This window comes from Bradyrhizobium sp. USDA 376, from assembly GCF_054063675.1.
The window spans coordinates 2,678,905-2,702,132 of the sequence record NZ_JBSSGN010000001.1; the positions used below are offsets into that span (position 1 = coordinate 2,678,905).

General features: G+C 65.3%; 23 protein-coding genes and 2 tRNA genes. 6 read left to right on the forward strand and 19 right to left on the reverse strand.

What is annotated here, in order from left to right; translation table 11 throughout:
* Positions 1 to 6: 6 nt before the first annotated feature.
* Together ACVJ19_RS12620 and ACVJ19_RS12625 are read right to left on the reverse strand one after the other, a co-directional pair.
* Positions 7 to 474, reverse strand: a complete 468-nt coding sequence (locus ACVJ19_RS12620; protein ID WP_453948852.1) for a DUF2269 family protein — start codon at positions 472 to 474, stop codon at positions 7 to 9.
* The gene (locus tag ACVJ19_RS12625) at positions 471 to 1,370 is read right to left on the reverse strand and encodes an alpha/beta hydrolase family protein (RefSeq protein WP_453948851.1); all 900 of its coding nucleotides are present in this window, start codon (positions 1,368 to 1,370) and stop codon (positions 471 to 473) included. The genes ACVJ19_RS12620 and ACVJ19_RS12625 overlap by 4 nt, the downstream gene beginning before the upstream one ends.
* Positions 1,371 to 1,636: 266 nt before the next feature.
* Here ACVJ19_RS12625 and ACVJ19_RS12630 point away from each other — a divergent pair, with 266 nt between their 5' ends.
* Positions 1,637 to 2,146, forward strand: coding sequence for a GNAT family N-acetyltransferase (locus tag ACVJ19_RS12630; RefSeq protein WP_008136728.1), 510 nt, complete (start codon positions 1,637 to 1,639; stop codon positions 2,144 to 2,146).
* A 178-nt stretch (positions 2,147 to 2,324) separates the two neighbouring features.
* Positions 2,325 to 2,861, forward strand: coding sequence for an inorganic diphosphatase (gene ppa, locus ACVJ19_RS12635; RefSeq protein WP_247299836.1), 537 nt, complete (start codon positions 2,325 to 2,327; stop codon positions 2,859 to 2,861).
* A gap of 115 nt (positions 2,862 to 2,976) precedes the next feature.
* On the opposite strand, the gene folD is transcribed toward ppa, so the two are convergent.
* The 3 genes from folD to ACVJ19_RS12650 are packed head-to-tail and all read right to left on the reverse strand — an operon-like array spanning position 2,977 to position 4,536.
* The gene (gene folD, locus ACVJ19_RS12640; RefSeq protein WP_453948850.1) at positions 2,977 to 3,861 is read right to left on the reverse strand and encodes a bifunctional methylenetetrahydrofolate dehydrogenase/methenyltetrahydrofolate cyclohydrolase FolD; all 885 of its coding nucleotides are present in this window, start codon (positions 3,859 to 3,861) and stop codon (positions 2,977 to 2,979) included.
* Between the two features lie 9 nt (positions 3,862 to 3,870).
* Positions 3,871 to 4,230: a DUF167 domain-containing protein gene (locus ACVJ19_RS12645; RefSeq protein WP_453948849.1), complete on the reverse strand. Its 360-nt coding sequence runs from the start codon at positions 4,228 to 4,230 to the stop codon at positions 3,871 to 3,873.
* Positions 4,231 to 4,245: 15 nt separating this feature from the next.
* A complete protein-coding gene (locus ACVJ19_RS12650) occupies positions 4,246 to 4,536 on the reverse strand; it encodes a YggT family protein (RefSeq protein ID WP_453948848.1) in 291 nt (96 codons plus the stop codon).
* Positions 4,537 to 4,741: 205 nt separating this feature from the next.
* Between ACVJ19_RS12650 and ACVJ19_RS12655 the strand changes: the two genes are divergently transcribed.
* Positions 4,742 to 4,817, forward strand: a tRNA-Ala gene (locus ACVJ19_RS12655).
* Between the two features lie 232 nt (positions 4,818 to 5,049).
* Here the strand turns inward: ACVJ19_RS12655 and ACVJ19_RS12660 are convergent.
* The 7 genes from ACVJ19_RS12660 to ACVJ19_RS12690 all read right to left on the reverse strand — a co-directional run bounded on the left by ACVJ19_RS12660 (position 5,050) and on the right by ACVJ19_RS12690 (position 12,957).
* Positions 5,050 to 5,862, reverse strand: a complete 813-nt coding sequence (locus ACVJ19_RS12660) for an enoyl-CoA hydratase (RefSeq protein WP_453948847.1) — start codon at positions 5,860 to 5,862, stop codon at positions 5,050 to 5,052.
* A gap of 126 nt (positions 5,863 to 5,988) precedes the next feature.
* A complete protein-coding gene (locus ACVJ19_RS12665) occupies positions 5,989 to 6,783 on the reverse strand; it encodes a glutamine amidotransferase (protein ID WP_453948846.1) in 795 nt (264 codons plus the stop codon).
* Between the two features lie 129 nt (positions 6,784 to 6,912).
* On the reverse strand, positions 6,913 to 7,692 hold the full coding sequence (locus tag ACVJ19_RS12670; protein ID WP_453948845.1) for an SDR family NAD(P)-dependent oxidoreductase: 780 nt from the start codon (positions 7,690 to 7,692) through the stop codon (positions 6,913 to 6,915).
* Between the two features lie 220 nt (positions 7,693 to 7,912).
* Positions 7,913 to 8,401: a tellurite resistance TerB family protein gene (locus ACVJ19_RS12675; protein WP_453948844.1), complete on the reverse strand. Its 489-nt coding sequence runs from the start codon at positions 8,399 to 8,401 to the stop codon at positions 7,913 to 7,915.
* 320 nt (positions 8,402 to 8,721) lie between these two features.
* Positions 8,722 to 10,131, reverse strand: a complete 1,410-nt coding sequence (locus tag ACVJ19_RS12680) for a DUF5939 domain-containing protein (protein ID WP_453948843.1) — start codon at positions 10,129 to 10,131, stop codon at positions 8,722 to 8,724.
* Positions 10,132 to 10,181: 50 nt separating this feature from the next.
* Positions 10,182 to 11,552, reverse strand: coding sequence for a cytochrome P450 (locus ACVJ19_RS12685; protein ID WP_453948842.1), 1,371 nt, complete (start codon positions 11,550 to 11,552; stop codon positions 10,182 to 10,184).
* A gap of 34 nt (positions 11,553 to 11,586) precedes the next feature.
* Positions 11,587 to 12,957 (reverse strand): hydrolase, encoded by a 1,371-nt coding sequence (locus ACVJ19_RS12690; protein WP_453948841.1) that lies wholly within the window; start codon positions 12,955 to 12,957, stop codon positions 11,587 to 11,589.
* A 137-nt stretch (positions 12,958 to 13,094) separates the two neighbouring features.
* Between ACVJ19_RS12690 and ACVJ19_RS12695 the strand changes: the two genes are divergently transcribed.
* Positions 13,095 to 14,783 carry an MFS transporter gene (locus tag ACVJ19_RS12695; RefSeq protein ID WP_453948840.1) on the forward strand — a complete coding sequence of 563 codons (1,689 nt, stop codon included), beginning with the start codon at positions 13,095 to 13,097 and terminating at the stop codon, positions 14,781 to 14,783.
* A 214-nt stretch (positions 14,784 to 14,997) separates the two neighbouring features.
* Here ACVJ19_RS12695 and ACVJ19_RS12700 read toward each other — a convergent pair whose 3' ends face one another.
* A complete protein-coding gene (locus tag ACVJ19_RS12700; RefSeq protein WP_453948839.1) occupies positions 14,998 to 15,213 on the reverse strand; it encodes a hypothetical protein in 216 nt (71 codons plus the stop codon).
* A gap of 169 nt (positions 15,214 to 15,382) precedes the next feature.
* A complete protein-coding gene (locus ACVJ19_RS12705) occupies positions 15,383 to 15,691 on the reverse strand; it encodes a hypothetical protein (RefSeq protein ID WP_453948838.1) in 309 nt (102 codons plus the stop codon).
* Between the two features lie 252 nt (positions 15,692 to 15,943).
* Here ACVJ19_RS12705 and ACVJ19_RS12710 point away from each other — a divergent pair, with 252 nt between their 5' ends.
* Complete coding sequence (locus ACVJ19_RS12710; RefSeq protein ID WP_453948837.1) at positions 15,944 to 17,005, forward strand: polysaccharide deacetylase family protein; 1,062 nt, start codon at positions 15,944 to 15,946, stop codon at positions 17,003 to 17,005.
* 224 nt (positions 17,006 to 17,229) lie between these two features.
* Here ACVJ19_RS12710 and ACVJ19_RS12715 read toward each other — a convergent pair whose 3' ends face one another.
* From ACVJ19_RS12715 to ACVJ19_RS12735, 5 genes are all read right to left on the reverse strand, one after another.
* Positions 17,230 to 17,583 carry an alpha/beta hydrolase gene (locus ACVJ19_RS12715; protein ID WP_453948836.1) on the reverse strand — a complete coding sequence of 118 codons (354 nt, stop codon included), beginning with the start codon at positions 17,581 to 17,583 and terminating at the stop codon, positions 17,230 to 17,232.
* A 360-nt stretch (positions 17,584 to 17,943) separates the two neighbouring features.
* A tRNA-Thr gene (locus ACVJ19_RS12720) sits at positions 17,944 to 18,019 on the reverse strand.
* Between the two features lie 99 nt (positions 18,020 to 18,118).
* Positions 18,119 to 19,912, reverse strand: coding sequence for a heme biosynthesis HemY N-terminal domain-containing protein (locus ACVJ19_RS12725; protein ID WP_456739382.1), 1,794 nt, complete (start codon positions 19,910 to 19,912; stop codon positions 18,119 to 18,121).
* A gap of 36 nt (positions 19,913 to 19,948) precedes the next feature.
* Positions 19,949 to 21,166 (reverse strand): COG4223 family protein, encoded by a 1,218-nt coding sequence (locus ACVJ19_RS12730; RefSeq protein WP_453948835.1) that lies wholly within the window; start codon positions 21,164 to 21,166, stop codon positions 19,949 to 19,951.
* Positions 21,167 to 21,255: 89 nt separating this feature from the next.
* Entirely contained in the window at positions 21,256 to 22,002 is a 747-nt protein-coding gene (locus tag ACVJ19_RS12735; RefSeq protein ID WP_453948834.1) for a uroporphyrinogen-III synthase, read from the reverse strand.
* 151 nt (positions 22,003 to 22,153) lie between these two features.
* On the opposite strand from ACVJ19_RS12735, the gene tsaD reads away from it, so the two are divergent.
* Positions 22,154 to 23,227 carry a tRNA (adenosine(37)-N6)-threonylcarbamoyltransferase complex transferase subunit TsaD gene (tsaD, locus tag ACVJ19_RS12740; RefSeq protein ID WP_453948833.1) on the forward strand — a complete coding sequence of 358 codons (1,074 nt, stop codon included), beginning with the start codon at positions 22,154 to 22,156 and terminating at the stop codon, positions 23,225 to 23,227.
* Position 23,228 lies beyond the last annotated feature (1 nt).

The following is a 23,228-nucleotide window of genomic DNA, read 5'->3' on the forward strand; positions in this document are numbered from 1 at the left end:
CGTCGCTCAAAACGGCTTTGCAACCATCAGCCAGAGGATCAGCATCGTCGCACCGAAGCCGGGAAAGCCGAACGCGAACCAGCGGCGGAACAGCACAAAGTAGCGTTCCGGCAGCGCCGTGCGCTGATCGGCAGCCTTGCGCGCGAGATCGCGCATCTCGATCTGCATGAATATGACCGGCACCCAGAACAGGCCGGCAATGGCATAGAGCGCGAGTGAGGCCAGCATCCAGCCCTCCCTGATCGACGTCGCGGAGAGCATCATCAGCACGCCGCCACTGACCGGCTGGAGGATCACGGCCGACAGCGTGAAGATCGCGTCCGCTATGACCACCACCGAAGCAGTGCGCGCGATGAACTCCGCATCCTGTGTGCGATGCGCCATCAGCATGAAGAAGGCGATGCCGGTCCCGGTGCCGAGGATGACGATGGCACCGAGCACATGGAGGAATTTGACCAGGAAGTACAACGTCATGGTTTCTTGGTCGCCATTGGCTTCGACTGGTTCAGCGCGCGTTCGAGTTCGGTGCCGGCGGCTTTCGCGCCGGCGTCGGTCTCGATCATCCAGTGCCCCTCGCTGCCGACCGCAGGCAACGCGCGGAAATCGACTTTGCCGCCACCGCTGCGAAAGGCATCTGCCAGCGACTTCGAGAATGCCGGCGCAAAATAGCTGTCATTGTTTGCGACGAACCACGTGACGGGAATGCGCGCCGCCTTGCCGAATTCGGTCGCCGCCACCAGAAGCGCATGTGGCGCACAGATCCGGTTCGGCTCGTCATTGGCGTGGCCGCCGCGCCCGGGCGCAAACGCGATGATCGCGGAAATCGCCTTTGGATCGGCATTCGCGAGCGCCAGCGCGCCCCAGCCACCGGCGGAATGTCCGATCACGATCGCGGCATCCTTGCGGATGAAATCCTGCTTTCGCAAATGGTCCAGCGCGAGCGAGATTCCTTCAGCCGTCGCGCGACCGGCGCGCTCATAGTCAGGCTCATCACAACTGCCCTGGTCCTCGACATAGCGGCCACCGGTCGCACCGTGGCCGAGCCGCTCCGGCACCAGCACGGCAAAGCCGCGCGCGACGAGGAACGCTGCGAGCACGCGGTATTCCGGTTGCGGCATTTGCGCACGACGCAAGCCGTTTTGCGTCGAAGCGTGAGCGATGATCGCAAGCCGGAATGGACCGGCACCAGCGGGGCGAAACAGCAGCGCATGCGCGGCGATGTCGGCATCCGGCGAGGGCACACGCCATTCCTGCCGGCGAAACGGCTCGCCTTCCGCACCCGATGCACCGAACGTGACCTGAGCGCACAGAGGCGACGCGGTGAGCAGGGCCAGCAGAGGCAGGAGCGCAAGGATGTTGAAGAGCCGCATAAATGGCCAAAGGCGAGCACGGACAGCGGCCGCCAGACTAGTAGGAACGAATCATTCTGGGCGGACTTTCTGCGTTGCCATTCCCGTTCATTGGTTGCCGCAACACAGTTTTGCACCGACCCATAGCAGGCCGTTGCCCGTCAAGGCGCCGCCTTGTCCTCTTTCGGTACAACATGGCCGAAATACTGATGCAGAAAGTCCACAGGTTAACCGATAATTAACGATAGGTCTTGCCGCCGGCGCGGCGACTTGGTTTGATCGTGTCCATGAGCACAACCCTGATCGAGGTCCGGCCGGCCAAAGCTGCAGATGCAACTGCGGTGGCGTCGACGCATGACGAAGCTTGGCGTTCGGCCTATCAGGGCATCATTCCCGGCGCCGAGCTGGAAAAGCTGATCAATCGCCGCGGTCCGCAGTGGTGGGACAGCGCGATTCGCAAGGGCAGCCGCGTCAGCGTGTTGGTGTTCGGCGACAAGATCGCGGGCTATGCCAATTACGGCCGCAACCGCGCGCGCAGCCTGCACTTCGACGGCGAGATCTACGAGCTCTATCTGCGTCCGGAATTCCAGGGCCTCGGCTTCGGCCGGCGCCTGTTCGCCGCCGCCCGCCGCGACCTGATGCAGAGCGGCCTGAAGAGCATGGTGGTGTGGGCGCTCTCGGACAACGATCCGGCGACCGAATTCTACCGTGCCCTGGGCGGCCGCATGGTGGCGCGCTCCTCGGAGCGCTTTGGGCCGAAGTCACTCGACAAGGTTGCCTTCGCTTGGACCAATTGAGCTGCTGAAGTCCGGTCGGCAGCGCTTTCCTTCCTTCGATACCGCCCGCCTGTTGCGCCGGTGATCGCTGGATTCATTATTTCACAAAAACGCGATGGATTGGCGGGCCAAGCCCGCGTATGACAGCGCCAAAATCGCTGCCGGGCGCGATTTAACCTCGGCAACAACGGAGCCTTGAATGCGTATCGATGCGGTCTCGATCGGAAAAAACGTCCCCCACGACGTCAACGTCATCATCGAAGTCCCCGTGGGCGGCGAACCGATCAAGTACGAGATGGACAAGGAGGCCGGCACGCTGGTGGTCGACCGCTTCCTGTACACGCCGATGCGTTACCCCGGTAACTACGGCTTCATCCCGCACACGCTGTCCGACGACGGCGACCCCTGCGACGTGTTGATCATCAACACCCGCGCCATCATCCCCGGCGCCGTCATGAGCGTGCGCCCGGTCGGCGTGCTGTTCATGGAAGACGAAGCCGGCGGCGACGAGAAGATTCTGGCGGTGCCGTCGTCGAAGCTGACGCAGCGCTACGACAAGGTGAAGTCGTATTCCGACCTGCCTGACATCACGCTGCAGCAGATCCAGCACTTCTTCGAGCACTACAAGGATCTCGAGAAGGGCAAGTGGGTGAAGATCCTGCGCTGGGGCGGCCCGGAGGATGCGCACAAGCTGATCCTCGAAGGCATCGAGCGCGAGAAGAAGAAGAAGGGCTGAGCCCTTCCGTCGTTCCGGGGCGCCTCGAAGAGGCGAACTATGGTGCGCAATTGCGCACCTGAGAACCTCGAGATTCCGGGTTCGATGCTGCGCATCGCCCCGGAATGACGACCGGCTACACCGCCGGCTTCGGCAGCCCGGCGATCGCGCAGGCTGCGCGGAGCGTATTCACCAAGAGACACGCAACTGTCATCTGGCCGACGCCGCCCGGCACCGGCGTGATTGCACCGGCAACGCCGAGCGCTTCCTGATAGGCGACGTCGCCGACAAGGCGCGTCTTGCCATCCTCCTTCGGGATGCGGTTGATGCCGACATCGATCACGGTCGCGCCCGGCTTCAGCCAGTCGCCGCGCACCATCTCGGGCTTGCCGACCGCGGCGTAGACGAGGTCGGCGCGCTTCACGAGGCTCGGCAGATCGCGCGAGCGCGAATGCGCGATCGTCACCGTGGCGTTCTCGTTCAGCAGCAATTGCACCAGCGGGCGACCCACCAGGTTGGAGCGGCCGATGACGATGGCGTTCATGCCTTCGAGTGAGGCATGCACGCTTTTGGTCAAAATGATGCAACCGAGCGGCGTGCAGGGCGACAGCGCCTCGAAGCCGCCGGCAAGACGGCCGGCATTGTTCGGATGCAGGCCGTCGACATCCTTGGCGGGGTCGATGGCGTTGATGACCGCCTCGGTGTTGAGGCCCTTCGGCAGCGGCAGTTGCACCAAAATGCCGTGCACGGCCGGATCGCGGTTGAGCTTTGCGACGAGCGCCAGAAGATCTGCCTGCGAGACGTCCGCCGGCAGCTTGTGCTCGAACGAGGCCATGCCGGCGGCCTGGGTCTGGGTGTGCTTGGAGCGGACATAGACCTCGCTGGCGGGGTCGTTGCCGACCAGCACCACCGCCAGGCCCGGCACCAGATTGTGCTCGCGCTTGACCCGGGCGACCTCGTCGGCGACGCGGGCGCGGAGTTCCGCGGCGATGACTTTTCCATCGATGATCTTGGCGGTCATGTCAGTTCCTCAGTCTGTCGATTTGGCGTCTGCCGCTTTGGCTTGGACGAGCTGGCGCAGGGCTTCGCCCAGCCGCGCCGGATCGCCGTCGACCGCGATCTGCTTCAGCCGCGACGTCGCCCCCGACAGGAGCTTGACGCTGGCCTTGGGCACGCCGAGCGACTTCGCCAGCAGCACCAGAACGGCTTTGTTGGCCTCGCCGCCATCGGCAATGGCGCGCACGCGCACCTTGAGCACGCTGCGGCCGTCGGCCAATTGCTCGATCCCGTCGATGTCGTCGCGGCCGCCGCGCGGCGTCACCCGCAGCGCGATGCTGATTCCAGCGGCCGAATAGCGCCAGGGTTCCCTAGATGCTTGTTTCGCAACCAAGGCGCTCCAGCCTGCTCAGATCACGTTGGGGTAGATGTAGTACAGGATCACCCGCTCGGTGAACATGATGATCAGGATCAGGATGATCGGCGAGATGTCGAGACCACCGAGGCTCGGCAGGAAATTGCGAATCGGCGCCAGCAGCGGCTCGGTGATCCGGTAAAGGAACTCCGCCACCGCCGACACGAACTGGTTGCGCGTGTTCACGACGTTGAAGGCGATCAGCCAGGACAGGATCGCGGAGGCGATCAGCAGCCAGACGTAGAGGTCGAGCACGATGATGACGATGTCGAGAACGGCACGCATGGCTTATGAGGCCTCTGGCTTATGAAAATTCTGGCTTCGGTCGGGAGTGACGCCTTTTGCTAGATATCGGTTCCCCCCGGCCCAAACAAGGGAAGTTCGGGCACCGAAATGGCTAAAACCGGGTTACGCCCGTCCTTGACTTGACCTTGGCAGGGACTTAAATGGCGCCCGGTTGTCGGCCGCGTTTACCAGAGCGGCCAGCAAAGGGGCCATAGCTCAGCTGGGAGAGCGCGTCGTTCGCAATGACGAGGTCGGCGGTTCGATCCCGCCTGGCTCCACCACGCTTCGCCCTTCGGGCTACGCGTGGCGCAGCCGCGCGGAGCTCGAAGGGTGAAGCGTGGTGTCCGGCGAAGCCCAAAGGGCGAAGACGGACTGGTTCAGCAAATCGAAACAGCATTTGGCCAAGACCACTTCGGGCTACGCGTGGCGCAGCCACGCAAGAGCCCGAACGGGGAAGCGTGGTGTCCGGCGAAGCCCGCAGGGCGAAGACGGACTGGTTGAGGAATACTCCCCCTACCTCCCCGTAAACCTCGGCGGCCGCTTCTCCATAAAACTCGCCACACCCTCGCGGAAATCGCTGCCAGCCAGCGCCACCATCATCTCCCTGTTGGCCTCGATCGTCGCCTCCGCCAGCGTCTGGAACGGGACCTCGTAGAGCTGGCGCTTGATCACGGCCATCGCGCTCGGCGAGACGAAATCGGCGAGATCGCGCGCATAGGCGTAGGTCTCCTCGCGCAGCTTCTCGGGCGAGCAGAGCCGGTTCACCAGTCCGATGCGCAGCGCCTCGTCGCTCGAAACACGGCGCGCCGAGAGCAACAAATCCATCGCATTGGCGTGGCCGACGATGCGCGGCAGCATCCAGCTGATGCCGTGCTCGGCGATCAGGCCGCGCCGCGCGAAGGCCGTCGTGAATACGGTGTTGTCGGCGGCAAAGCGCAGATCGCAAAAAAGCGCATGAACGAGGCCGATACCGGCGGTCGCGCCGTTGAGCATGGCAATGACGGGCTTTCTGATCGACGGATAGAAGCCGTAGCGCGTCTGCCAGTCGGGCCGGCGGTTCATGTCGAATGGCGGCAGGTTCGAGGCGCGCCTGACGTCATCGGGATCGAGCCCCTTCAGCGCATCCATGTCGGCGCCGGCGCAGAAGGCGCGGCCCGCGCCGGTGAGCACGATGACGCGGACATTGTCGTCGGCGCTTGACGCTTCCATCGCGTGACGCACGTCGCGCTCCATGATCGGCGTCCATGCATTCATGCGATCGGGGCGATTGAGCGTGATGGTCGCGATCTTGTCGCTCACCTCATAGAGAATGTGTTCGTAGCCCATGACGCTCTCCCTTTGTCTGCCGGCACGCGTTCGCGCGCGCTCGTTAGGAACGAGCCTAGCATATCCAGGGATGAGGCAAGGACTTGCGCCAAGGCCTTATGCGAAGAGCCTGCGCGAAGGCGCAGCTTACTCGGCGGCTTGTGCCAGCACCGGCCGCCGCGCCAGCCAGCCGTCGATGAAATGATCGAGCCAGGCGCGCTCCGCCGCGTCATACACGGCGCGGTCCGCAAAGTGATGATGCCGCTCGCGCGCGCCGGGTGCGCTCAGGCCGTCATAGCCGCGCGTGGTCCAGCAATGCATCATCGCGTAGGTCACATCAGGGTGAAACTGCACGCCGTAGGCATTGCCGGCGCGATAGGCCTGGATCGGAAAGTCATCGCCTTCCGCAAGCAGCTCAGCACCGACGGGCAACGTGAACCCCTCGCGGTGCCAGTGATAGACCTGCGCCGGCCAGTGCGGGCAGAGCGCGTGCCCTGCCGCCGTCGGGCGGATCGGGTAATAACCAATCTGGGTCAACGCCTCCGCATGCGGCGCGACGCGGGCTCCTAACTGCATCGCCAGCATCTGCGCGCCCAGGCAGATGCCGAGGAAGGGCCGCTGCTCGCGGAGCGGAATTTCGATCCAGTCGATCTCGCGACGAATATAGTCGTCGGGATCGTTGGCGCTCATCGGGCCGCCGAAGAACACGGCGCCGGCATGCCGGTCGAGAGTTTCGGGCAGAGGATCGCCGAAGCGGGGACGGCGGATGTCGAGGCGATGGCCGAGCGCGCGCAGCGCATTGCCGACGCGGCCGGGTGTCGAGGATTCCTGGTGCAGAACGATCAGAACCGGCAACCGATTTTCGGAGGCGGCGGCGCTCGGCGCCCTCTTTCGGAAGGGCACCACCTCTGCGCCACCAAACCTGTCCGTCCGGAACGACATGGCCTCTGCGAGTGCTATCAGTTCAGACCGCCAGCATAGCTAAGCGATGGTTAAAATCGTGTGAGTTTGCGCACACACGCCGTACGATTGAAGCAAGCTCCGGGCCACTACGGGCGCTTCAAGCTGTTGTCAGTGCCTCTGCCGCTGGAACCGGCTGGTTGCGGACAGGATGAAGCCGCGCGGGAAGAACCGCAGCGCGAACGGCACAATCTTGATGCCGAGACCCGGCAGCACTGCCCGTTTGTTGGCCATCAGGCCGTGATAGGCCTGCCGGGCAACGTCGGAAGCCGAAACGTTGAGAAGCGCCGTATTGTGCCCGGACCCGACACCGGCACGCGCCTGGAATTCGGTGGGCACCGGACCCGGGCAAAGGACGGTGACGCGAACGCCGCGCGGCGCGAGCTCTGCCCGCAGCGCCTCGGTGAGGGAAATCACATAGGCCTTGGAGGCGTAGTAGACGGCCATGCCGGGGCCGGGCAGAAAGCCGGCGACCGATCCGACATTCAGAAGTCCGCCCTTGTTCCTGATCAGCTGATCGGCAAAGCGCAGCGACAGATCCGTCAGCGCCCGCACGTTGACATCGACGATGCCGACCTGCTCGGCGCGGTCGCACTCGATGGCATCGCCGAACACGCCGAAGCCGGCATTGTTGACGAGATGATCAACCTCGACGCCTTCGGCTTTGAGCGCTGCGGCGATCTGATCGCCGGCGCCAGCATCCTGAAGATCGCAGGCAATCACGATCGGCTTCTTGCCACCCTTGGCGGCGAGCTCGCTCGCGAGCGCCTCCAGCCGGTCTGCCCGCCGCGCCGTCAGCGCGAGGCGGTGTCCGTTGGCGGCGAACACACGCGCCAGCTCCGTGCCTATGCCCGCCGAGGCGCCGGTGATCAACGTTACCCGCTCAGTCACGATCGATGTCTCTTGAATTGAAGTTTTTGGTCCCGCAATGGCGGAACGAGAGCATAGGCCGTGCGCGGCAGGCAAGCGCCGCCGGCCGCATGGCCGCTTGAGCGGACATCAGGGGAAAGCAGAAAACCCGGGAATTTACGGGCGAATCCGCGTGGTGATCGCCCACATTAAAGTTTCGTCATGTGATCAGCACAACCGGCCGTCGGCCGGTTTGCGCGGATCAACCGCCGACGGCGCTGTCCTGCACCTGCCCACCGGCACGCTCCGCAACGGCATGCTTGAGCTCGATCCGGTCGCGCTGCGAGATCCCGAGCAGGTCGGAGGCGCGCCAGACGACGTTGTCCTCGAACTCAGAGACCTGGCCGTCGGCATAGACCAGCTCCCACATCATCTGCACGATGCGCTTGCGGCCCGCTTCGTCGAGCGAGCGCATGATGACGCTGGTGAAATGATAGAGATCGACGGCCTCGCCCTCGACATCAGTCGCATCGGCGATCAGGCGATCGGCCGTGCCGCGATCGAGCCCGAAATGGCTTTCGATCAGGCTGTGCAGCTTGCGCTGCTCGGCCGCGCTCGGCTGGCCGTCCAGCGAGACCACGTGGACCAGCAACGCAGTTGCCGCGAGCCGATAATCGTTGTCGCCGAATGCGCGGTCCTGCGCATGGGGGGCAACAATGTCGGCGATGAATTGGCGCAGGCCGTCGAGCATAAGGTCCTACCAAAATCGATGCCGCCGCGGGGTGCGGCGGCTACAGGCATTATATGAGCAGGAAACTCAACCGGCGCAACGTGCGTCAGTTTCGCGCGCGCATTACGTTTCGGCAATCTGGGCTCCACTGACGTCGTCCTGGCGAAAGCCAGGACCCATACCGCGGAATCTATAGAGTGTGCGCGGTGGAAGTACCGAACGAGGAGTCTTCGCCAAACTCCCCCCTGGGGTAATGGGTCCTGGCTTTCGCCAGGACGACGCTGGAGAGCGCATGGCGCTCCGTTCACGATAACGGAGAATGCGGCTGCATCACCCGTCCCTCACGGTATCTCGTACACCACCATCTTGTCGGCGATGCCGCGCAGCGCGGCCTGTTTCTGGATCGGCTTGATCTCGCGCTGCTGGAGCAGTTCGGCGACCGCCGGCGCATCCGCCACCGGTCCGGTGATGTGGATCTCCTGCGCGGTCGACAGGCTCTGCACGCGCGCGGCGATGTTGACGGTCTGGCCGAAATAATCCTGCCGCTCGTTGAGCATCACGGCGAGGCACGGGCCCTCGTGGATGCCGATCTTGACGATGAGATCGGTGGTGCCGCGCTGCTTGTTGAGCTCGTCCATGGCCGCGCGCATCCGCAAACCCGCGACGATCGCGTGCTCGGGACGGATGAAGGTCGCCATCACGGCATCGCCGATGGTCTTCACCACCGCGCCCTTCTCGGAGGAGATGATCTCGAGCAGCGCGTGGAAATGCGCCCGCACGAGATCGAAGGCGGCGAGATCGCCGACGCGTTCATAGAGCGCGGTCGAGCCCTTCAGGTCGGTGAACAGGAAAGTCAGCGACGTGATTTGCAGCCGCTGGTCGAGACTGAGATTGTCGGCCTTGAACACATCGCGAAACGTCTGGTTCGACAGCATCCGCTTGGCGGTGAGGAACGGCTTGCGCTTGCCTATCAAGTGGTGAAGCGCCTCGGCCGCGATGAACACCGACGGCAGCACGCGCACGCCGGCCTGGTTCTCCAGCGACAGCCTGAGCGGGCCCGGCCGCATCACCGTGGTCCCCGTCGGCGCCTGCACCTTGTTGTACATGATGGCGAGTTGCTGGCGGTCCTTGGTCGGCTCGCCCTGGACGTCGATGAAATGGGCGGCGTGCGTCACCGGCTCGAAGATGATGACGAAGTCGCTCGGCAATTGCAGCGACATGGTCGCCTTCTCGCCGCCCGGCAGCTCCATGGTGTCCAGCGTCACCTCGTTGGCCAGAGTCGCAAACGATTCCTTGTTGAAGTCGACGCCGGAGCTCCAGAACACCTGCTTGAAATATTCCCACACTGGAAGCGTGTCGGGATCGTGTGCCGCGATGCGCCGCACGCGCGGGTTCACGGTGAAGGAGACCTCGACCTGGTCGTCGACGGAGGCCTTGTAGCCGCAGGCGCAGAGTGCGCAGTGATAATCATCGGGCTTGAGCGCCTTTAGGGTCGAGTGCGCCCCGAGCACGCCGCCGCAGCCCGGACACAGCACGTTCCAGCCGAGATCGAACAGCCCGAGCCGCGCCGAATGCAGGAAGGCGGAGATCACGCGCTCTTCGTCAAGACCGCGCTGGGTGGAGAAATCGAGCACGTTGACGCGGTTGAGCTCGTGATCCTCGCCTTGCTCGATGAGATCCGCAATCGCATCGACCACCTTCGCATCGGCGGTCTGCTTCAGAACGGAAAACTGGGCCTGGATGTCGCTCATGGCGGGGCTCTATCTCTGTTGAATCACGCCATCGGTCGGACAAGCGCCTGTCATCGACGCGTGATGCGGAACAAGGGTGAGTGGTCCGGCTGGGTGGTGACGACGCCATGCGGGATCACGGGATTCGTCGTATCGGCCAACTCGACGCGGAAGGCACCGATCAGCCGGGCCAGCGCCAGCACGGATTCAGCCTGCGCAAACGGCGCGCCGATGCAGACGCGCGGACCGGCGCCGAACGGCAAATAAGCGAAGCGGTCGGGCGGCTCTTTCGACATGAAACGTTTGGGAATGAACGCGTTCGGCTGATCCCACAGCTTCTCGTGCCGGTGCAGCAGCCACGGCGCGATCATGATGACGTCGCCCTTGCCGATCTCGACGCCGGCGGCATTGTCCTTCTCGCGCGCGGCACGCGCGACCAGGAACGCGGGCGGGTAGAGCCGCATCGTCTCCTCGATCACAGCGCGGGTGAATTTCTGGCGATCGATGTCGGCGATGCTGTCGAGATGCTCGCCACGCGTCTCGGAGGCGACTTCCTCCTGCGTCTCCGGATCGAGCGCGAGCAGATAGAGCGCCCAGAACAGCGTCGTCGCCGTGGTCTCGTGACCGGCGAGAATCATGGTCGCGACCTCGTCGATGAGCTGCGCGTCGGAAAAGCCTTTGCCGGTTTCAGGGTCGCGCGCTTCGTCCATGAGATCGAACAAATCGCGCGGCGGCGCGCCGTCCTTCTTGCCCATTTGGCGCCGTTCGGCGATCAGCATCGACACGAATTCGGTCCAGCGCTTGCGGAAACGGGCACGGGCACGATCCATCGGGGTCGGCCAGGAGACCGGCAGCAGCATGTCGAGGAAGTAGGGACGCCCGAGCCGCTCGCCGTACTCCATCACGAAATTGCGCAAGGTTGCGCCGTGCCGGTCCATGCCGAACGAGAACATCGTGCGCCCGGCGATCTCGAGCGTCATGCGCTGCATGATCTCGCGCAGATCGACCGGCTCGCTCGTGCGCGCGTCGAGCTTGGCGATGGTCTCGTCGAGCACCGCGGTCATGTGCGGGACGAGGTTCGCGGTCGCGCGCGGCGTGAAGGCCGGCGCGAGCGTGCGGCGCTGAAACGTCCAGGAATGACCCTCTGCGATCAGAAGACCTTCGCCGAGCACCGGACGCAGCATGCGGATGGCGGCCGGCGTGCGCGTGTAATTCTCGTAATTGGTGAGCAGGACATGCCGGATCGCATCGGGCTGGTTCAGGATGAAACTGTTGCGGAATAAGAAGCGGCCCTTGATGACGTCTTCCTCATAGGCGCGCTGCGCCCAGGTCGCGATCATGTTCTGCCGGATCACCGCGAGCTTACCAAGGAACGACATGTCGTCCGGCGCACGCGGCGGAGCCGGGGGGACGATGGGCCGACGCACGCTGGCGATATTCATGGCTCGCTCCCGCAGATCTGGCGCAGATCAATAGCTAGTAAGTCATCTCGGCAATCGCAATCCTGTTCTCGGAGGCCTGCCAGAGGCGTGCCACAATCCGTTCTTCGCCGAACTGGGCCACGATGTTACGCCCGATCTCGGCGGCTGGAAGCCGCAATGTTGCTGCCGCATCGGTGGGCACGCCCGGCTTGACGTCGGCCGGCTCCTTGCCGTCGAACAGCACCACGTCCCGCGGCAGGCCGAAATAGCCGCGCGGACGCGACATGATCACGATCGCACCGGCGTCCTTGTCCGCCGGCCCGAGCGGGCGCGCGGGCCGGAGGTGCACGACGTCGGACGAGCGCGGGAAGGGCGAACGATAGATGTGCGTGGTCGGCGCATCCGGCGCCGCCAGGACGAATTCGAGCGACCAGGACGGCTCGACCTGCGCCGGCCCCCAGCGGCCGTCGGCGCCGGTCTTGGCGCTGTGCACGGCGCCGCCCTTGCGCTCACCGGTATCGGGATCGACGCGGAAGATCTCGACGGTTGCACCCGTGACCGGGCGATTGGTCTGCACACCGCCCGGCGTGCCGGTGACGAGGCCGCTGAGGCGGACACTCTGCTCCGGCACGACCGCAATTCGCTGGGGCTCGCGTCCGGCGATGAACTTGTAGATCTCGCGGAAGGCACGCGGGTGAAACGCCACCTCGCGATGGTCGAGCGCGCCGAGCACGAGATTTGTAGCGCCCTTCAGCTCCGGTCCCTCGGCAGTGACATTGGTCGGCGTTCCCGGCTTGCCGATGAAACGGCCGTCGGCTTGCGCATATTTGTCCATGCCGTCGCTGCGCAGCGTGAGGAAGGCGACACCCGGCGTCACCTCGCTCTCGCCCTCGTTCAGGCTGCGCAGGAACGCGCCGCGGCCGTTGAATTCGTAGTTCGGCTGGTCGTCGGTCGCGAACAAGCCGTGATTGGGCGTGCCGCACAGCACGGCATGGCTGACATCGCCGGCACCGCCGTTCTTGATGACGTTGCGGATCGCATTGCCGCCGCGCGAGCTGCCGACCAGCGCCACGCGCGCCGCACCGGTCCGGCGCTTCAGTTCAGTGATGGCCGCAGTGAGCTCGCGGCGCTGGCCCTCGGTCGAGGAGCGGTTCGGCTGCTCGACCTTGTCGTCGCTGCGCGCCAGCGGATCGGTAAAATTGATCGCCATCATGCGATCGCGCGCGATGCCGTTGGATTCCATCCGCCACAAGGTCGTCATCCAGAGAGCGTCGTATTCGCCATTGCCGTGGACGAAGAGGATCGGCGGCACCTCCGCGTTTTGCGGTGCGGGCGCCGTCTGGGCCAGCGCGCCTGTCCGCAAGCTCGCAGCCGCGAAAGGCAAGCTGCCCGCCCCCAGCAGGATCGTCCGTCGCGACAGCCTCATCTGTTCCTCCCCGGCAAAACCATCTTTGCACCGCTTATACCGGCCTAACCACTGGACAGCGAAGGACTTTCGCGGGCATCACTGACCTTGCCGGAATCACCCAAAGACCACTTCTGCCAGCCCATATGGAAGGGGATATGACCGAGCAGCCGAACCGTCAGAAATTCGCCGGCGAGGGCATCGCCGCCCCCCTGCGGTTCACCGTATTCCGGCGCATCTGGCTCGCCAGCCTGCTCTCCAATCTCGGCCTCTTGATCCAGGGCGTGGGCGCGGCCTGGGCGATGACGCAGATGGCGGCTTCGGCGGACAAGGTGGCGCTGGTGCAGACCGCCCTGATGCTGCCGATCATGCTGATCTCGATGCCGGCCGGCGCCATTGCCGACATGTATGACCGCCGCGTCGTCACCCTGGTTTCGCTCGCGATCGCGCTGACCGGCGCGAGCGCGCTGACGATCCTCGCCGGCCTCAAGCTCATCACGCCGGAAATGCTGCTTGCCTTCTGCTTCGTCGTCGGCAGCGGCAACGCGCTGTTTGGGCCGGCCTGGCAATCCTCGGTCAGCGAGCAGGTGCCGCCGGAAGCCCTGCCGTCCGCGGTCGCGCTGAACGGCATCAGCTACAACATCGCGCGCAGCTTCGGCCCGGCAGTCGGCGGCGTCATCGTCGCCGCGCTAGGCGCAGTCGCCGCCTTCGCCTGCAATGCGATCCTCTATCTGCCGCTGCTGGTGGTGCTGTTGCTCTGGCGCCGCTCGGTGGAGCCGTCGCGCCTGCCGCGGGAAAAGCTCAACCGCGCCATGGTCTCGGGCTTCCGCTACATCACCAATTCGCCGCCGATCAAGATCGTGCTGCTGCGCACGCTGGTGATGGGCCTGATCGGCGGCGCCATCATGGCGCTGATGCCGCTGGTCGCGCGCGACCTCCTGCATGGCGGCGCGCAGACCTACGGCATCATGCTCGGCGCCTTCGGCATGGGCGCGGTGGTCGGCGCGCTCAACATCCACGAACTCCGCAAGCGCATGAGCGGCGAGGCCGCGATCCGCGCCTGCACCATCTCGATGGCGTTCGCGATGGCCGCCCTCGCGGTGAGCACGGAGCCGGTGCTGACCGCCACCGCGCTGGTGCTCGCCGGCGCGGTCTGGATGGCGGCGGTCGCGCTGTTCAATATCGGCGTGCAGCTCTCGGCGCCGCGCTGGGTCGCGGGCCGCTCGCTGGCGGCGTTCCAGGCGTCGATCTCCGGCGGCATCGCGATCGGCGCCTGGGGCTGGGGCCATCTTACCGACTATGCCGGCGTCGAGGTCGCGCTGCTCGTTGCCGCAGGCCTGATGCTGCTCTCGCCGCTGCTCGGAATCTGGCTCACGATGCCGCGCGTCGGCGCCCGCAACGAGGATGCCGAGGTGCTGGCCGATCCCGAGGTCCGGCTGTCGCTCACCGGCCGCAGCGGGCCGCTGGTGGTCGAGATCGAGTATCGCGTCGCCCAGGAGAACGCGCGCGCCTTCCACAATGTGATGCAGGACGTACAGCTCTCACGGCAGCGCAACGGCGCCTATGGCTGGTCGATCGCGCGCGACATCGCCGACCCCGAATTGTGGACCGAGCGCTATCACTGCCCGACCTGGTTCGATTACTTGCGCCAGCGCAACCGCTCGACCCTGTCCGAACGCGCGCTGCATCAGCAGGCGATCGATTTCCACATCGGCCCCGAGCCGGTGCGCGTCCGCCGCATGCTGGAGCGCCCGTTCGGCTCGGTACGCTGGAAGGACGAGACGCCGGACCGCGCGGGCGGAGAGGTGCTGCCGGTGGTCGCGACTGCGGCGGGGAGCAGCACTTAGTCCTCTCGTCAGCCTCCACCGTCGTCCCGGCGAAGGCCGGGACCCATAACCACAGGCAGAAATTTGGCGAAGACTCGGAGTTGCGGTGTTAGCGCGCGGTACAGCTAGCCGCGCTCAATCGATACATCACGCGGTATGGGTCCCGGCCCCCGTGCGCAATTGCGCACTAGGCCGGGACGACGCTGGGGAGAGATCCGCGCGCCCGGAATGACAATCACTGCCCGTGATCCGTCAGCACCTTGTCGCAGGGCTTGCTGAGGCGCGTGCGGTTCTGCTTCAGGCACGCCAGCACGGCGCCATCGCCATTATTCATCACGGCGCGGCAGAAGCGGCTGACATCGCGCGCGCAGGCGTCATGTCCGGGCTGCTGTTGCGCGGACGCGGCGGATGCGCACAGGAGCAAGGAAACAACAAAAAGAAATCTGGTCATCGCGTAATGCCTCTTACCCGGAAGAATGTGCGGGCGAAGCTAGTGCGACGATCCCTGAGCCGCAACGGCTTTATTGGCAGGCTGCATGACACCGCCGCGTAGCCCCGGCTTGACGCCGGAGCGCATCGCGAGGGGAGCTCTTAAATCGCAACTCTTGCGACGCTGCGCGTTACTGTTTGTCCTGCGCGTCAGCGACCTTGCGTGAGGCGCCCTTGGCGAGGTCCTTGTCCATCACCGCGCGGCAGCCGGCGCTCAGATCGGAGCGATGCTTGATCATGCACGCGGTGATCTTGGGGATGTTGGGGATCTCCGACGAGCACAGGCGGAAGGCATCGCCGGTGCACATCTGCTGCGCTTCGGCCGTGAAGGCGAAGCTCGAGGTCGTCGAGACGATCGAGACGATGGCGGCAAAACCCAGCGCCAGGCCGGTGTCGCGGATCTTGCTACTCAGGGATTTGGCAGTGAACGACGTGATCATTTGAAGCTCCCATTGGCGCCGCCGCAGCGGGCCCGTTGTTAATGGGAACTACGATGCTCCAGCAAAACCGTTTCCACTGTGATGACGGTCACGAGCGGCCCGCCCTCTGTGACCTCGGTCACTTTGGCGCACCTCGCTGAAATTCCTCCGCATCCGCTGTCGTGTTGGTGTCACGTTAACTGTTCCTTCGCATTAATGGCTCTTCCCGCGGGAAATTCCGCCGGTTTGGTTGCGTAATTGGAAAGAGTAGCGATGCGTAATGCGTTGGGCCTGATGCTGGCCAGTGTAGTTGCGGCGGTCGTGATCGCCGCCGGCGGTTGGTTTTATTATTCCGCGAGCGCCGATCAGGGCGCCCCCAAGACAGTTGCCGCCCGTGCCGCCGACCCGTTGCCGGCACAGGCGAAAATCGCCGCCAAGGACGACGTCGCGACCACCGCGACGATCGCGGCGAAGCCGACGGCCGTTGCCCAGGCACCCGCGCCTGCGCCCGCCCCGGCCATGCCGGTGCCGCCGAAGCAGGCCTGCGCCAATCCGAACGCGCTGGGTGTGTCCCGCGTGGTCGAGATCGACACGACAGGTGGTCCGGGCTTCGGCTTCGAGCACTTCAAGCAGTTCGACTTCCTGACCGACAAGGAGGTCGTGCTGACTTTCGACGACGGTCCGTGGCCGGTCAACACGCCCGCGGTGCTGAAGGCGCTCGCGGATGAATGCACCAAGGGCCTGTTCTTCTCGGTCGGCAAGCACGCGACCTACCATCCGGAAATCCTGCGCCAGGTGCTGGCCCAGGGCCACACGGTCGGCACGCACACCTGGTCGCATGTCAATCTGAACAGCAAGAAGATGACGGAGAGCCAAGTCAAGGACGAGGTCGAGAAGGGTTTTAGCGCAGTGCGGTTCGCGCTCGGCACCAACCCGGCACCGTTCTTCCGCTTCCCGCAGCTTCAGCACAATCCGGCGATGGTGACCTATTTCGGCACCCGCAACGTCGCGATGTTCTCGACCGACATCGACTCCTTCGACTTCAGGAAGGGCGCGACGCCGGAGAAGATCGTCGAAACCGTGATGACCAGGCTCGACAAGCTCGGCAAGGGCATCATCCTGATGCACGACTTCCAGAAGCACACCGGTGAAGCCATGCCGGCGCTGCTCGCGCGGCTCAAGGCCGGCGGCTACAAGATCGTGCAGATGAAGGCCAAGACCACATTCCAGACGCTGCCGGAATATGACGAGGCGCTGATGAAGGACATGAAGGTGCCGACCGCGGGCACGAACACGCGTCCGATCGGAAGCGTGGTGCAGACGGTCTCGCAGTAAGCCGATCGAAACACTTCCTCAAAACGTCATGGCCGGGCTCTCGCCCGGCCATTTGCTTTTTGATGGGGAGGAGGCGCCTACCAGTAGATGCCGTGGCGATGCAGCTCGCTGATGATGCGCCTTTCGGTCCAGGTTGGCTTCGCGGTCGGCGCGCGGCGCTGAGGTCGTCGTTGTTGTGGTCACGGCAGGAGTGGGGCGGCCCCAACAGGCGCGGTGATCGAGATCTAGGGGCTATAACGGAAGTAGATAGGCTTCTGCGGAGGCTCCGGATAACCCCGAATCTCGGCCAACCTCGGAGGTTTGGCCCCTGTTTCGATAAGTATCTTAAGGTCGTTCAACACGTTTCGCGTTGTAGCGAACGCGTTATGATTTAGCCCGAACAGTTCGTCGCCAATCGCGCTTACATCGATGGTCGAAACCGATGCGATAATGATCGGACCGGAGGGAGGCACGTCTCCTGCACGCGGGATGTTTCCGGCAACTCGCTTAGAGAGCTGCAATGCTTTGTCGTTCGCGGACGCATAAAGCGCGAGCCCTTTCGCGACTTTGGCTACCTTGGGAATGTCCTGCATAAACATGTCGCGAATGCCATCATCAACTAGCGGAGCTGGTTCAAACAATGGCGTTGGCGTCTACGCCAATCCTCTTTGGTCCTGTAAAGTCAGATATTTCCGCAGATGCGGTCCGCGGCCGGTGAGCACAAACCAAGAATCACCGCTGATGTTTCGGACGTGATGAATAATCCTGAGGGAAGATCGAGATTCGCGAATATCGGTTCGGGTGGATGCCGCCTATCGCCGATAGACTGAACATAAGCTTGGCGTTTACGGTGAGCACACAGGCTAGGGCCGACCAAAGCATCTGCGCGGCTACCCGGCGGTTCCTTTCGCCGGCGCTCAAGCCACGCAAAGATGTTCCATTCAGTTCAATGAGAAGGCTGGTGCCGCAAGAGGGATTCGAACCCCCGACCCCGTCATTACGAATGACGTGCTCTACCGACTGAGCTATTGCGGCAGCCTTGCAGGGGCCAAAGCGAGGCCGGCCCCGATACGCGCGCCCCTGATATCGGGCATGGCCCGAATTGGCAAGGACAAGCGGGGCGCGAAATGCGCCTTACGCGCCCCACCGGGACCAGAATCCGCGCCAGCCGCCGGCCTGGGCCTTTGCATGGGCCTTGGGCGTGCCGATTTGTTCCGTAAATTCATCGCTCGGCCCCTCGTCATCGATCCCGGGATCATCCGGCGCGCGGACGATCGGGATGACGGCGGGGATCGGGGCAGGGGCCGGCTTGCCGAGGTCAGCGCGGTTCCGGAACACGGGGGTTGCCGCGACCGGCGATGATTCGGCGGGTTCGGGGGCCGGATTGACCGGCTCGACAGGTGCCGCCGGCTCATCCTTGACCGTTTCCTTGACGGCCTCCTTGACGGCCTCCTGGGCCGTTTCCTTGGCCTCAGGGGGAGAATTGTCCTGAGCGGCCGGCACCGGGTCTGGTGCGGCCACGACCGGTTCCACCTGGCTCTCGCTCGGGCTTGCCGTCACCCGCTTGGGCGGGGGGGCCGCCAGCATGGCTTCCTCGAAGGCCGAGGATTCGATCGTGGTGCCCTTGTCGGAAGGCAAGCTCGCGACCGGCGTCTGCCACTGGAAGGCGTCGAGCCGGCCGGTGACCGGCGAGACCGGGCGCCAGCGGTCGCTGACATAGCCGTCCGCGGTCCAGGCCGGATCGTGGCGGGCGCGTACCGCGCGCAGGGTCCAGGCGCGGGCGCGGCCGCCGTCGCCGTGCTCGGTGCGCTCGATCTCGGCCATCACCAGCGCTACGCGCTGGGTCGGATCGTTGACGTAAGGCGCCAGCACCTGGCGTGCGCGGGCGAACTCGGAGGCGTCGATCGCGGCGCGCGCGATCGCGAGCTGGCCCTCGACATGGCCGGGCTTGTCGGCTGACGTCTTGGCCGCCAGCGTCTCGACCCGCTGCAGGCGCTGCCGCGCGGAATCGCCGAGCTTCACATGCGCATAGGCGTCGGCAAGATCAGGATGCGGATTGGAGAGCCAGGCAACCTCGACCAGCTTCATGGCTCGGCGCACCTGATGCGCCTCGCTCTCGAATTTTGCGGCGAGCACCGCGGCCGGCACCAAAGTCGGCGCGAGCTTGATCGCCTCCATCACGCTCTCGCGCGCGACGTCGCGGTCCATCTTTTCCAGTTCCAGCGCGCGCGCCGTGAGCAGCACGCCACGCTGGCGGCGATAGGCCGGCTTGTCGATCAGGCCCGCAGACAGGTTCGAATCGAGGATCGCGAGCGCGCCGCTCCAGTCGCCGCGGGCGCAGCGGAAGCCGAGCACCGCATGCGAAGCCCAGGTCGAGGACGGCGACAGCTTGATCGCCTCCTCCGCGATCATCACGGCACCGACGGCGTCATCGGCGCGTTGCGCCTCGATGAACAGGCCGCGCAGGCCGAGCAGGCGCGTATCCTCGCGCTCGGCCATGGCGCGGAAGACGCGCTGGGCCTCATCGCGGTTGCCCTCGAGCTGCGCGGATTGCGCATGCAGAAGCAGCGCGAGCGGATCGTTCGGCGCGTGACGCCGCGCCGCTTCGGCGTGGCGGCGCGCGAGCGCGGTGTCGCCATGGCCGATCGCGAGCAGGCCGTGGGTAATGGCGTGGCGGCCGCGCGCATGGCGCTTCTCGTGACGGCGGCGGCGCATGCGGCCCGGCATACGCCAGAGCATCGTCAGGATGCTCCAGAGGAGCACGACTGCGGCCGCAAAAAGCCCAAGCAAGAGCACAAACACCGGAATGCTTGGCGAGGCCCGAAGACCGCCCCAGTTCATCACGACATCGCCGGGCTGGTCGGCAACCCAGGCCGCGCCGGCCCCCGCCAGGGCAATCAGGACAAGGAAAAGGACGATGCGAAGCATGGCGATCCCTATTACGCGCCGATTGTTGCGCGAATCTTATTGAGCAGATTTGGCGAGATCCGCCATGGCATCGTCGGCGAATTTGCGGGACGCGGCGAGCGCGGCATCGCGGGCATCGGCCTTGTCGAGCCAGGCCTGCGCCGGCGCCCGATCGGCCTCGGGCAGCGTCTTCAGCTCCCGCCGCGCCTCGACGAAATCGTTGCGCAGCGCCGCCGCCGTCACCCGCGCGACGATGGCGCCGCGATCGTTGCCGACGCCGTCGGTGCGCTCGATGCGCACGAGTTTCGATGCTCCGGCCTGAAGACGCTCGACGATGCCGGCACCCGCGGCCGGGGCTTCCGCCGGCGGCGACAATTTCGGCACGATGTTGAGCAGCTCGCGGCTCAGCGCGACCGGCGTCGGGATGCCCGACGATGCAAACGCATCGAGCGGCTTCAGCATGTCGGGCTTGGCGGCGAGCGAACGCGCCGCGGACAGCTGCGACTGATAGGGATCGCCGTGGCGAACGGCGACGTCGAGCAGGGCCGCCGCCACCACAAAGCGCAGCGGCTTGTCATCCATCGCTTTTGCATCGGCGATCTTCTCGCCCTGCTGCGCGAGCTCGGCGCGTTCGGTCTTGCTGGCGCGCTCGAGCTGCGTGATGCGGTCGGTGAGCGCGGCAATATCGGGCGCAGCGGTGCGGGGCGCGGATTTGGTATCGTTCAGCGCGCTCGCGGTCTTGTCGGACTGCGCGCGCAGATTGGCGATGTCGCTGCGTAGCGCGCTCGCCGATTTCTCCAGCGCATCGATCCGCGCGGCCACGGCCGGATCGGCGACGGACTTGCCGGCCTTGGCCTCGACCGCGGTGACGCGACCGCTCAGCGCATCGACCGTCGCGCTTGTCACTTGCGGCGCAGCAGGCGGCGCCTGCACTGCGGGCCAGCCCAGCATCCAGCCGACCCCGATCACGATCGCTGCCGCCGCCGCACCGGAGAACGGTGCAATGACCCAGGGAGAAACCGGCCGCGAGGCGGACGCGGGCGCAATGGAAGGCTGCTCCTCGGCTGGCTCGGGTTGCGGCTCGGGCTTGGTGTCCTCGACCTTGGCCTGCTCATCCGCGGCCTGCTCGGCCGCCGGCTGAGCTTCGGGCTCACCCGCCACCTCCTGCGGCTGGGTCGAGACTTCGGTTGCCTCCAGATCGATGGTGGGCGGGGTGCGCTTGGCACGACCGGTGTCGGGAGCCAATCCTGCGTCTTCAGGCTTGTCGTCGGCCATCGTGACGGTTCCTCACACTTCCATACCTTTGCACACATCCTGGCATAGATCCTTAAGCGGACCGATTACGTCGGATTCGGCCCGACCTCTTACGCCAAACGGGTACGCAAAGCACGCTCCAAGGTGTCAAATAAGGCATTTTCGTCCGGCGTCGCGGCCACCAGAACCTGCGACGCGCCGGCATCGCGCAACACGCCGGCGACCGTCTCGGACAGGCAGCATTGCGGGATCGCCAGCGCCGAGATTTCGACGCCTTCATCCCGCGCTGCATCCAGGAACGCCCGCGCGCTGCGCCGCGAGTAGTGCAGCACCGCCTCGACCCCGTGGGCGGCAAAGCCCTCGCAGACCTCGCGCGGCAGATGCTTGACCGGCGCCATGCGATACGTCGTCTGCGTGACCACGTTGAATCCTTCCGCACCGAGCTCACCGCCGAGATCGCGCGACAGATCCGCGCCGGCAAGATAAAGCAGCGTGCTTTTCTTCTTCAGCACCTTGTCGCGCGCACTTTGCACGACCTTGTCGCGCAAGGCCGCAGCATCGCCGCCGGCGACGACGACCTCGTCAAAGCCGGCGTCGCGCGCCGCAGACGCGGTGTGCTCACCGACCGCGAACAGCGGCAGTGCCAGGAGGCCAAGGTCCCGCAATTGCGGCGCGACGGCGCGGATCGCATTGGCCGACGTGACGATGACGGCGCCATAGCCCGCTTCACTTTCGTCATGGAAGGCGACCGGCTCGAACTTGAGCACCGGCGCAAGCAGCACCACATGCCCCCGCGCGCGCAGATTTTCCGCCGTCGCCTCATTGTCGGGATGCGGCCGTGTGACAAGAATGGACATCGCGTGTGTTCCCGAACCGCGTGACGGTGACGCTTTCGCCGGAATGGCCGCGCGTGACGATTGCGCAAGCCGACCCCGGAATGCTACCGGACTTACCAGAACTCTGCTTTACGGATGAGTGCAAGGGCGCAAATTGGATAACGATTCGCCAATGCTGGTATTGGGCATCGAAACCACCTGCGACGAGACCGCCGCGGCGGTGATCGAGCGTGCGCCTGACGGCAGTGGCAAGATCCTGTCCAACATCGTGCGGTCGCAGGTCGAGGAGCATGCCCGCTTCGGCGGCGTGGTGCCGGAGATCGCTGCGCGCGCGCATGTCGACGTGCTCGACGGAATCATCGACCGTGCCATGCACGAGGCCGGCATCGACTATGCCCAGCTCGACGGCGTCGCCGCGGCCGCAGGGCCCGGGCTGATCGGCGGCGTGATCGTCGGGCTCACCACCGCGAAGGCGATCGCGATGGTGCATGACACGCCACTCGTCGCGGTGAATCATCTGGAGGCGCACGCGCTGACGCCGCGCCTCACCGACGGAATCGATTTTCCCTACTGTCTCTTCCTCGCCTCGGGCGGCCATACCCAGATCGTGGCGGTCACCGGCGTCGGCCAGTATGTGCGGCTCGGCACCACGGTTGACGACGCCATCGGCGAAGCCTTCGACAAGGTCGCGAAGATGCTGGGCTTGCCATACCCCGGCGGCCCGCAGGTCGAACGCGCGGCCGCAAGCGGCGATGCCGCGCGGTTTGCGTTCCCGCGACCGATGCAGGGGCGTCCCGATGCCAATTTCTCGCTGTCCGGATTGAAGACGGCGGTCCGCACCGAAGCGAGCCGGCTCGCTGAGATCACGCCGCAGGACATCAGCGATCTCTGCGCGAGCTTCCAGGCCGCGGTGCTGGATTCGACCGCCGACCGGCTCAGCGTTGGCCTCAAGCTGTTCCGCGAGCAGTTCGGCGCACCGCGCGCGCTCGTGGCCGCCGGCGGCGTCGCCGCCAATCAGGCAATCCGCGGCGCGCTGCATGACGTCGCGCGACAGGCCGGGACGGAGCTGATCATGCCGCCGCCCGCGCTCTGCACCGACAATGGTGCGATGATCGCCTGGGCCGGCGCCGAGCGCCTCGCGCTGGGCATGACCGATACGATGGAGGCGCAGCCGCGCGCACGCTGGCTGCTCGACGCCAATGCGACCGCGCCGGCCGGCTACGGCAAGACGCGAGCGGGATATTGAC

Excerpts from the sequence above, each read along its gene's own strand:
- ACVJ19_RS12620 (WP_453948852.1), bottom strand. The coding sequence starts at position 474 with ATGACGTTGTACTTCCTGGTCAAATTCCTCCATGTGCTCGGTGCCATC.
- ACVJ19_RS12625 (WP_453948851.1), bottom strand. The coding sequence starts at position 1,370 with ATGCGGCTCTTCAACATCCTTGCGCTCCTGCCTCTGCTGGCCCTGCTC.
- ACVJ19_RS12630 (WP_008136728.1), top strand. The coding sequence starts at position 1,637 with ATGAGCACAACCCTGATCGAGGTCCGGCCGGCCAAAGCTGCAGATGCA.
- ppa (WP_247299836.1), top strand. The coding sequence starts at position 2,325 with ATGCGTATCGATGCGGTCTCGATCGGAAAAAACGTCCCCCACGACGTC.
- folD (WP_453948850.1), bottom strand. The coding sequence starts at position 3,861 with ATGACCGCCAAGATCATCGATGGAAAAGTCATCGCCGCGGAACTCCGC.
- ACVJ19_RS12650 (WP_453948848.1), bottom strand. The coding sequence starts at position 4,536 with ATGCGTGCCGTTCTCGACATCGTCATCATCGTGCTCGACCTCTACGTC.
- ACVJ19_RS12660 (WP_453948847.1), bottom strand. The coding sequence starts at position 5,862 with ATGGGCTACGAACACATTCTCTATGAGGTGAGCGACAAGATCGCGACC.
- ACVJ19_RS12665 (WP_453948846.1), bottom strand. The coding sequence starts at position 6,783 with ATGTCGTTCCGGACGGACAGGTTTGGTGGCGCAGAGGTGGTGCCCTTC.
- ACVJ19_RS12675 (WP_453948844.1), bottom strand. The coding sequence starts at position 8,401 with ATGCTCGACGGCCTGCGCCAATTCATCGCCGACATTGTTGCCCCCCAT.
- ACVJ19_RS12680 (WP_453948843.1), bottom strand. The coding sequence starts at position 10,131 with ATGAGCGACATCCAGGCCCAGTTTTCCGTTCTGAAGCAGACCGCCGAT.
- ACVJ19_RS12685 (WP_453948842.1), bottom strand. The coding sequence starts at position 11,552 with ATGAATATCGCCAGCGTGCGTCGGCCCATCGTCCCCCCGGCTCCGCCG.
- ACVJ19_RS12690 (WP_453948841.1), bottom strand. The coding sequence starts at position 12,957 with ATGAGGCTGTCGCGACGGACGATCCTGCTGGGGGCGGGCAGCTTGCCT.
- ACVJ19_RS12695 (WP_453948840.1), top strand. The coding sequence starts at position 13,095 with ATGACCGAGCAGCCGAACCGTCAGAAATTCGCCGGCGAGGGCATCGCC.
- ACVJ19_RS12700 (WP_453948839.1), bottom strand. The coding sequence starts at position 15,213 with ATGACCAGATTTCTTTTTGTTGTTTCCTTGCTCCTGTGCGCATCCGCC.
- ACVJ19_RS12705 (WP_453948838.1), bottom strand. The coding sequence starts at position 15,691 with ATGATCACGTCGTTCACTGCCAAATCCCTGAGTAGCAAGATCCGCGAC.
- ACVJ19_RS12710 (WP_453948837.1), top strand. The coding sequence starts at position 15,944 with ATGCGTAATGCGTTGGGCCTGATGCTGGCCAGTGTAGTTGCGGCGGTC.
- ACVJ19_RS12715 (WP_453948836.1), bottom strand. The coding sequence starts at position 17,583 with ATGTTTATGCAGGACATTCCCAAGGTAGCCAAAGTCGCGAAAGGGCTC.
- ACVJ19_RS12725 (WP_456739382.1), bottom strand. The coding sequence starts at position 19,912 with ATGCTTCGCATCGTCCTTTTCCTTGTCCTGATTGCCCTGGCGGGGGCC.
- ACVJ19_RS12730 (WP_453948835.1), bottom strand. The coding sequence starts at position 21,166 with ATGGCCGACGACAAGCCTGAAGACGCAGGATTGGCTCCCGACACCGGT.
- ACVJ19_RS12735 (WP_453948834.1), bottom strand. The coding sequence starts at position 22,002 with ATGTCCATTCTTGTCACACGGCCGCATCCCGACAATGAGGCGACGGCG.
- tsaD (WP_453948833.1), top strand. The coding sequence starts at position 22,154 with ATGCTGGTATTGGGCATCGAAACCACCTGCGACGAGACCGCCGCGGCG.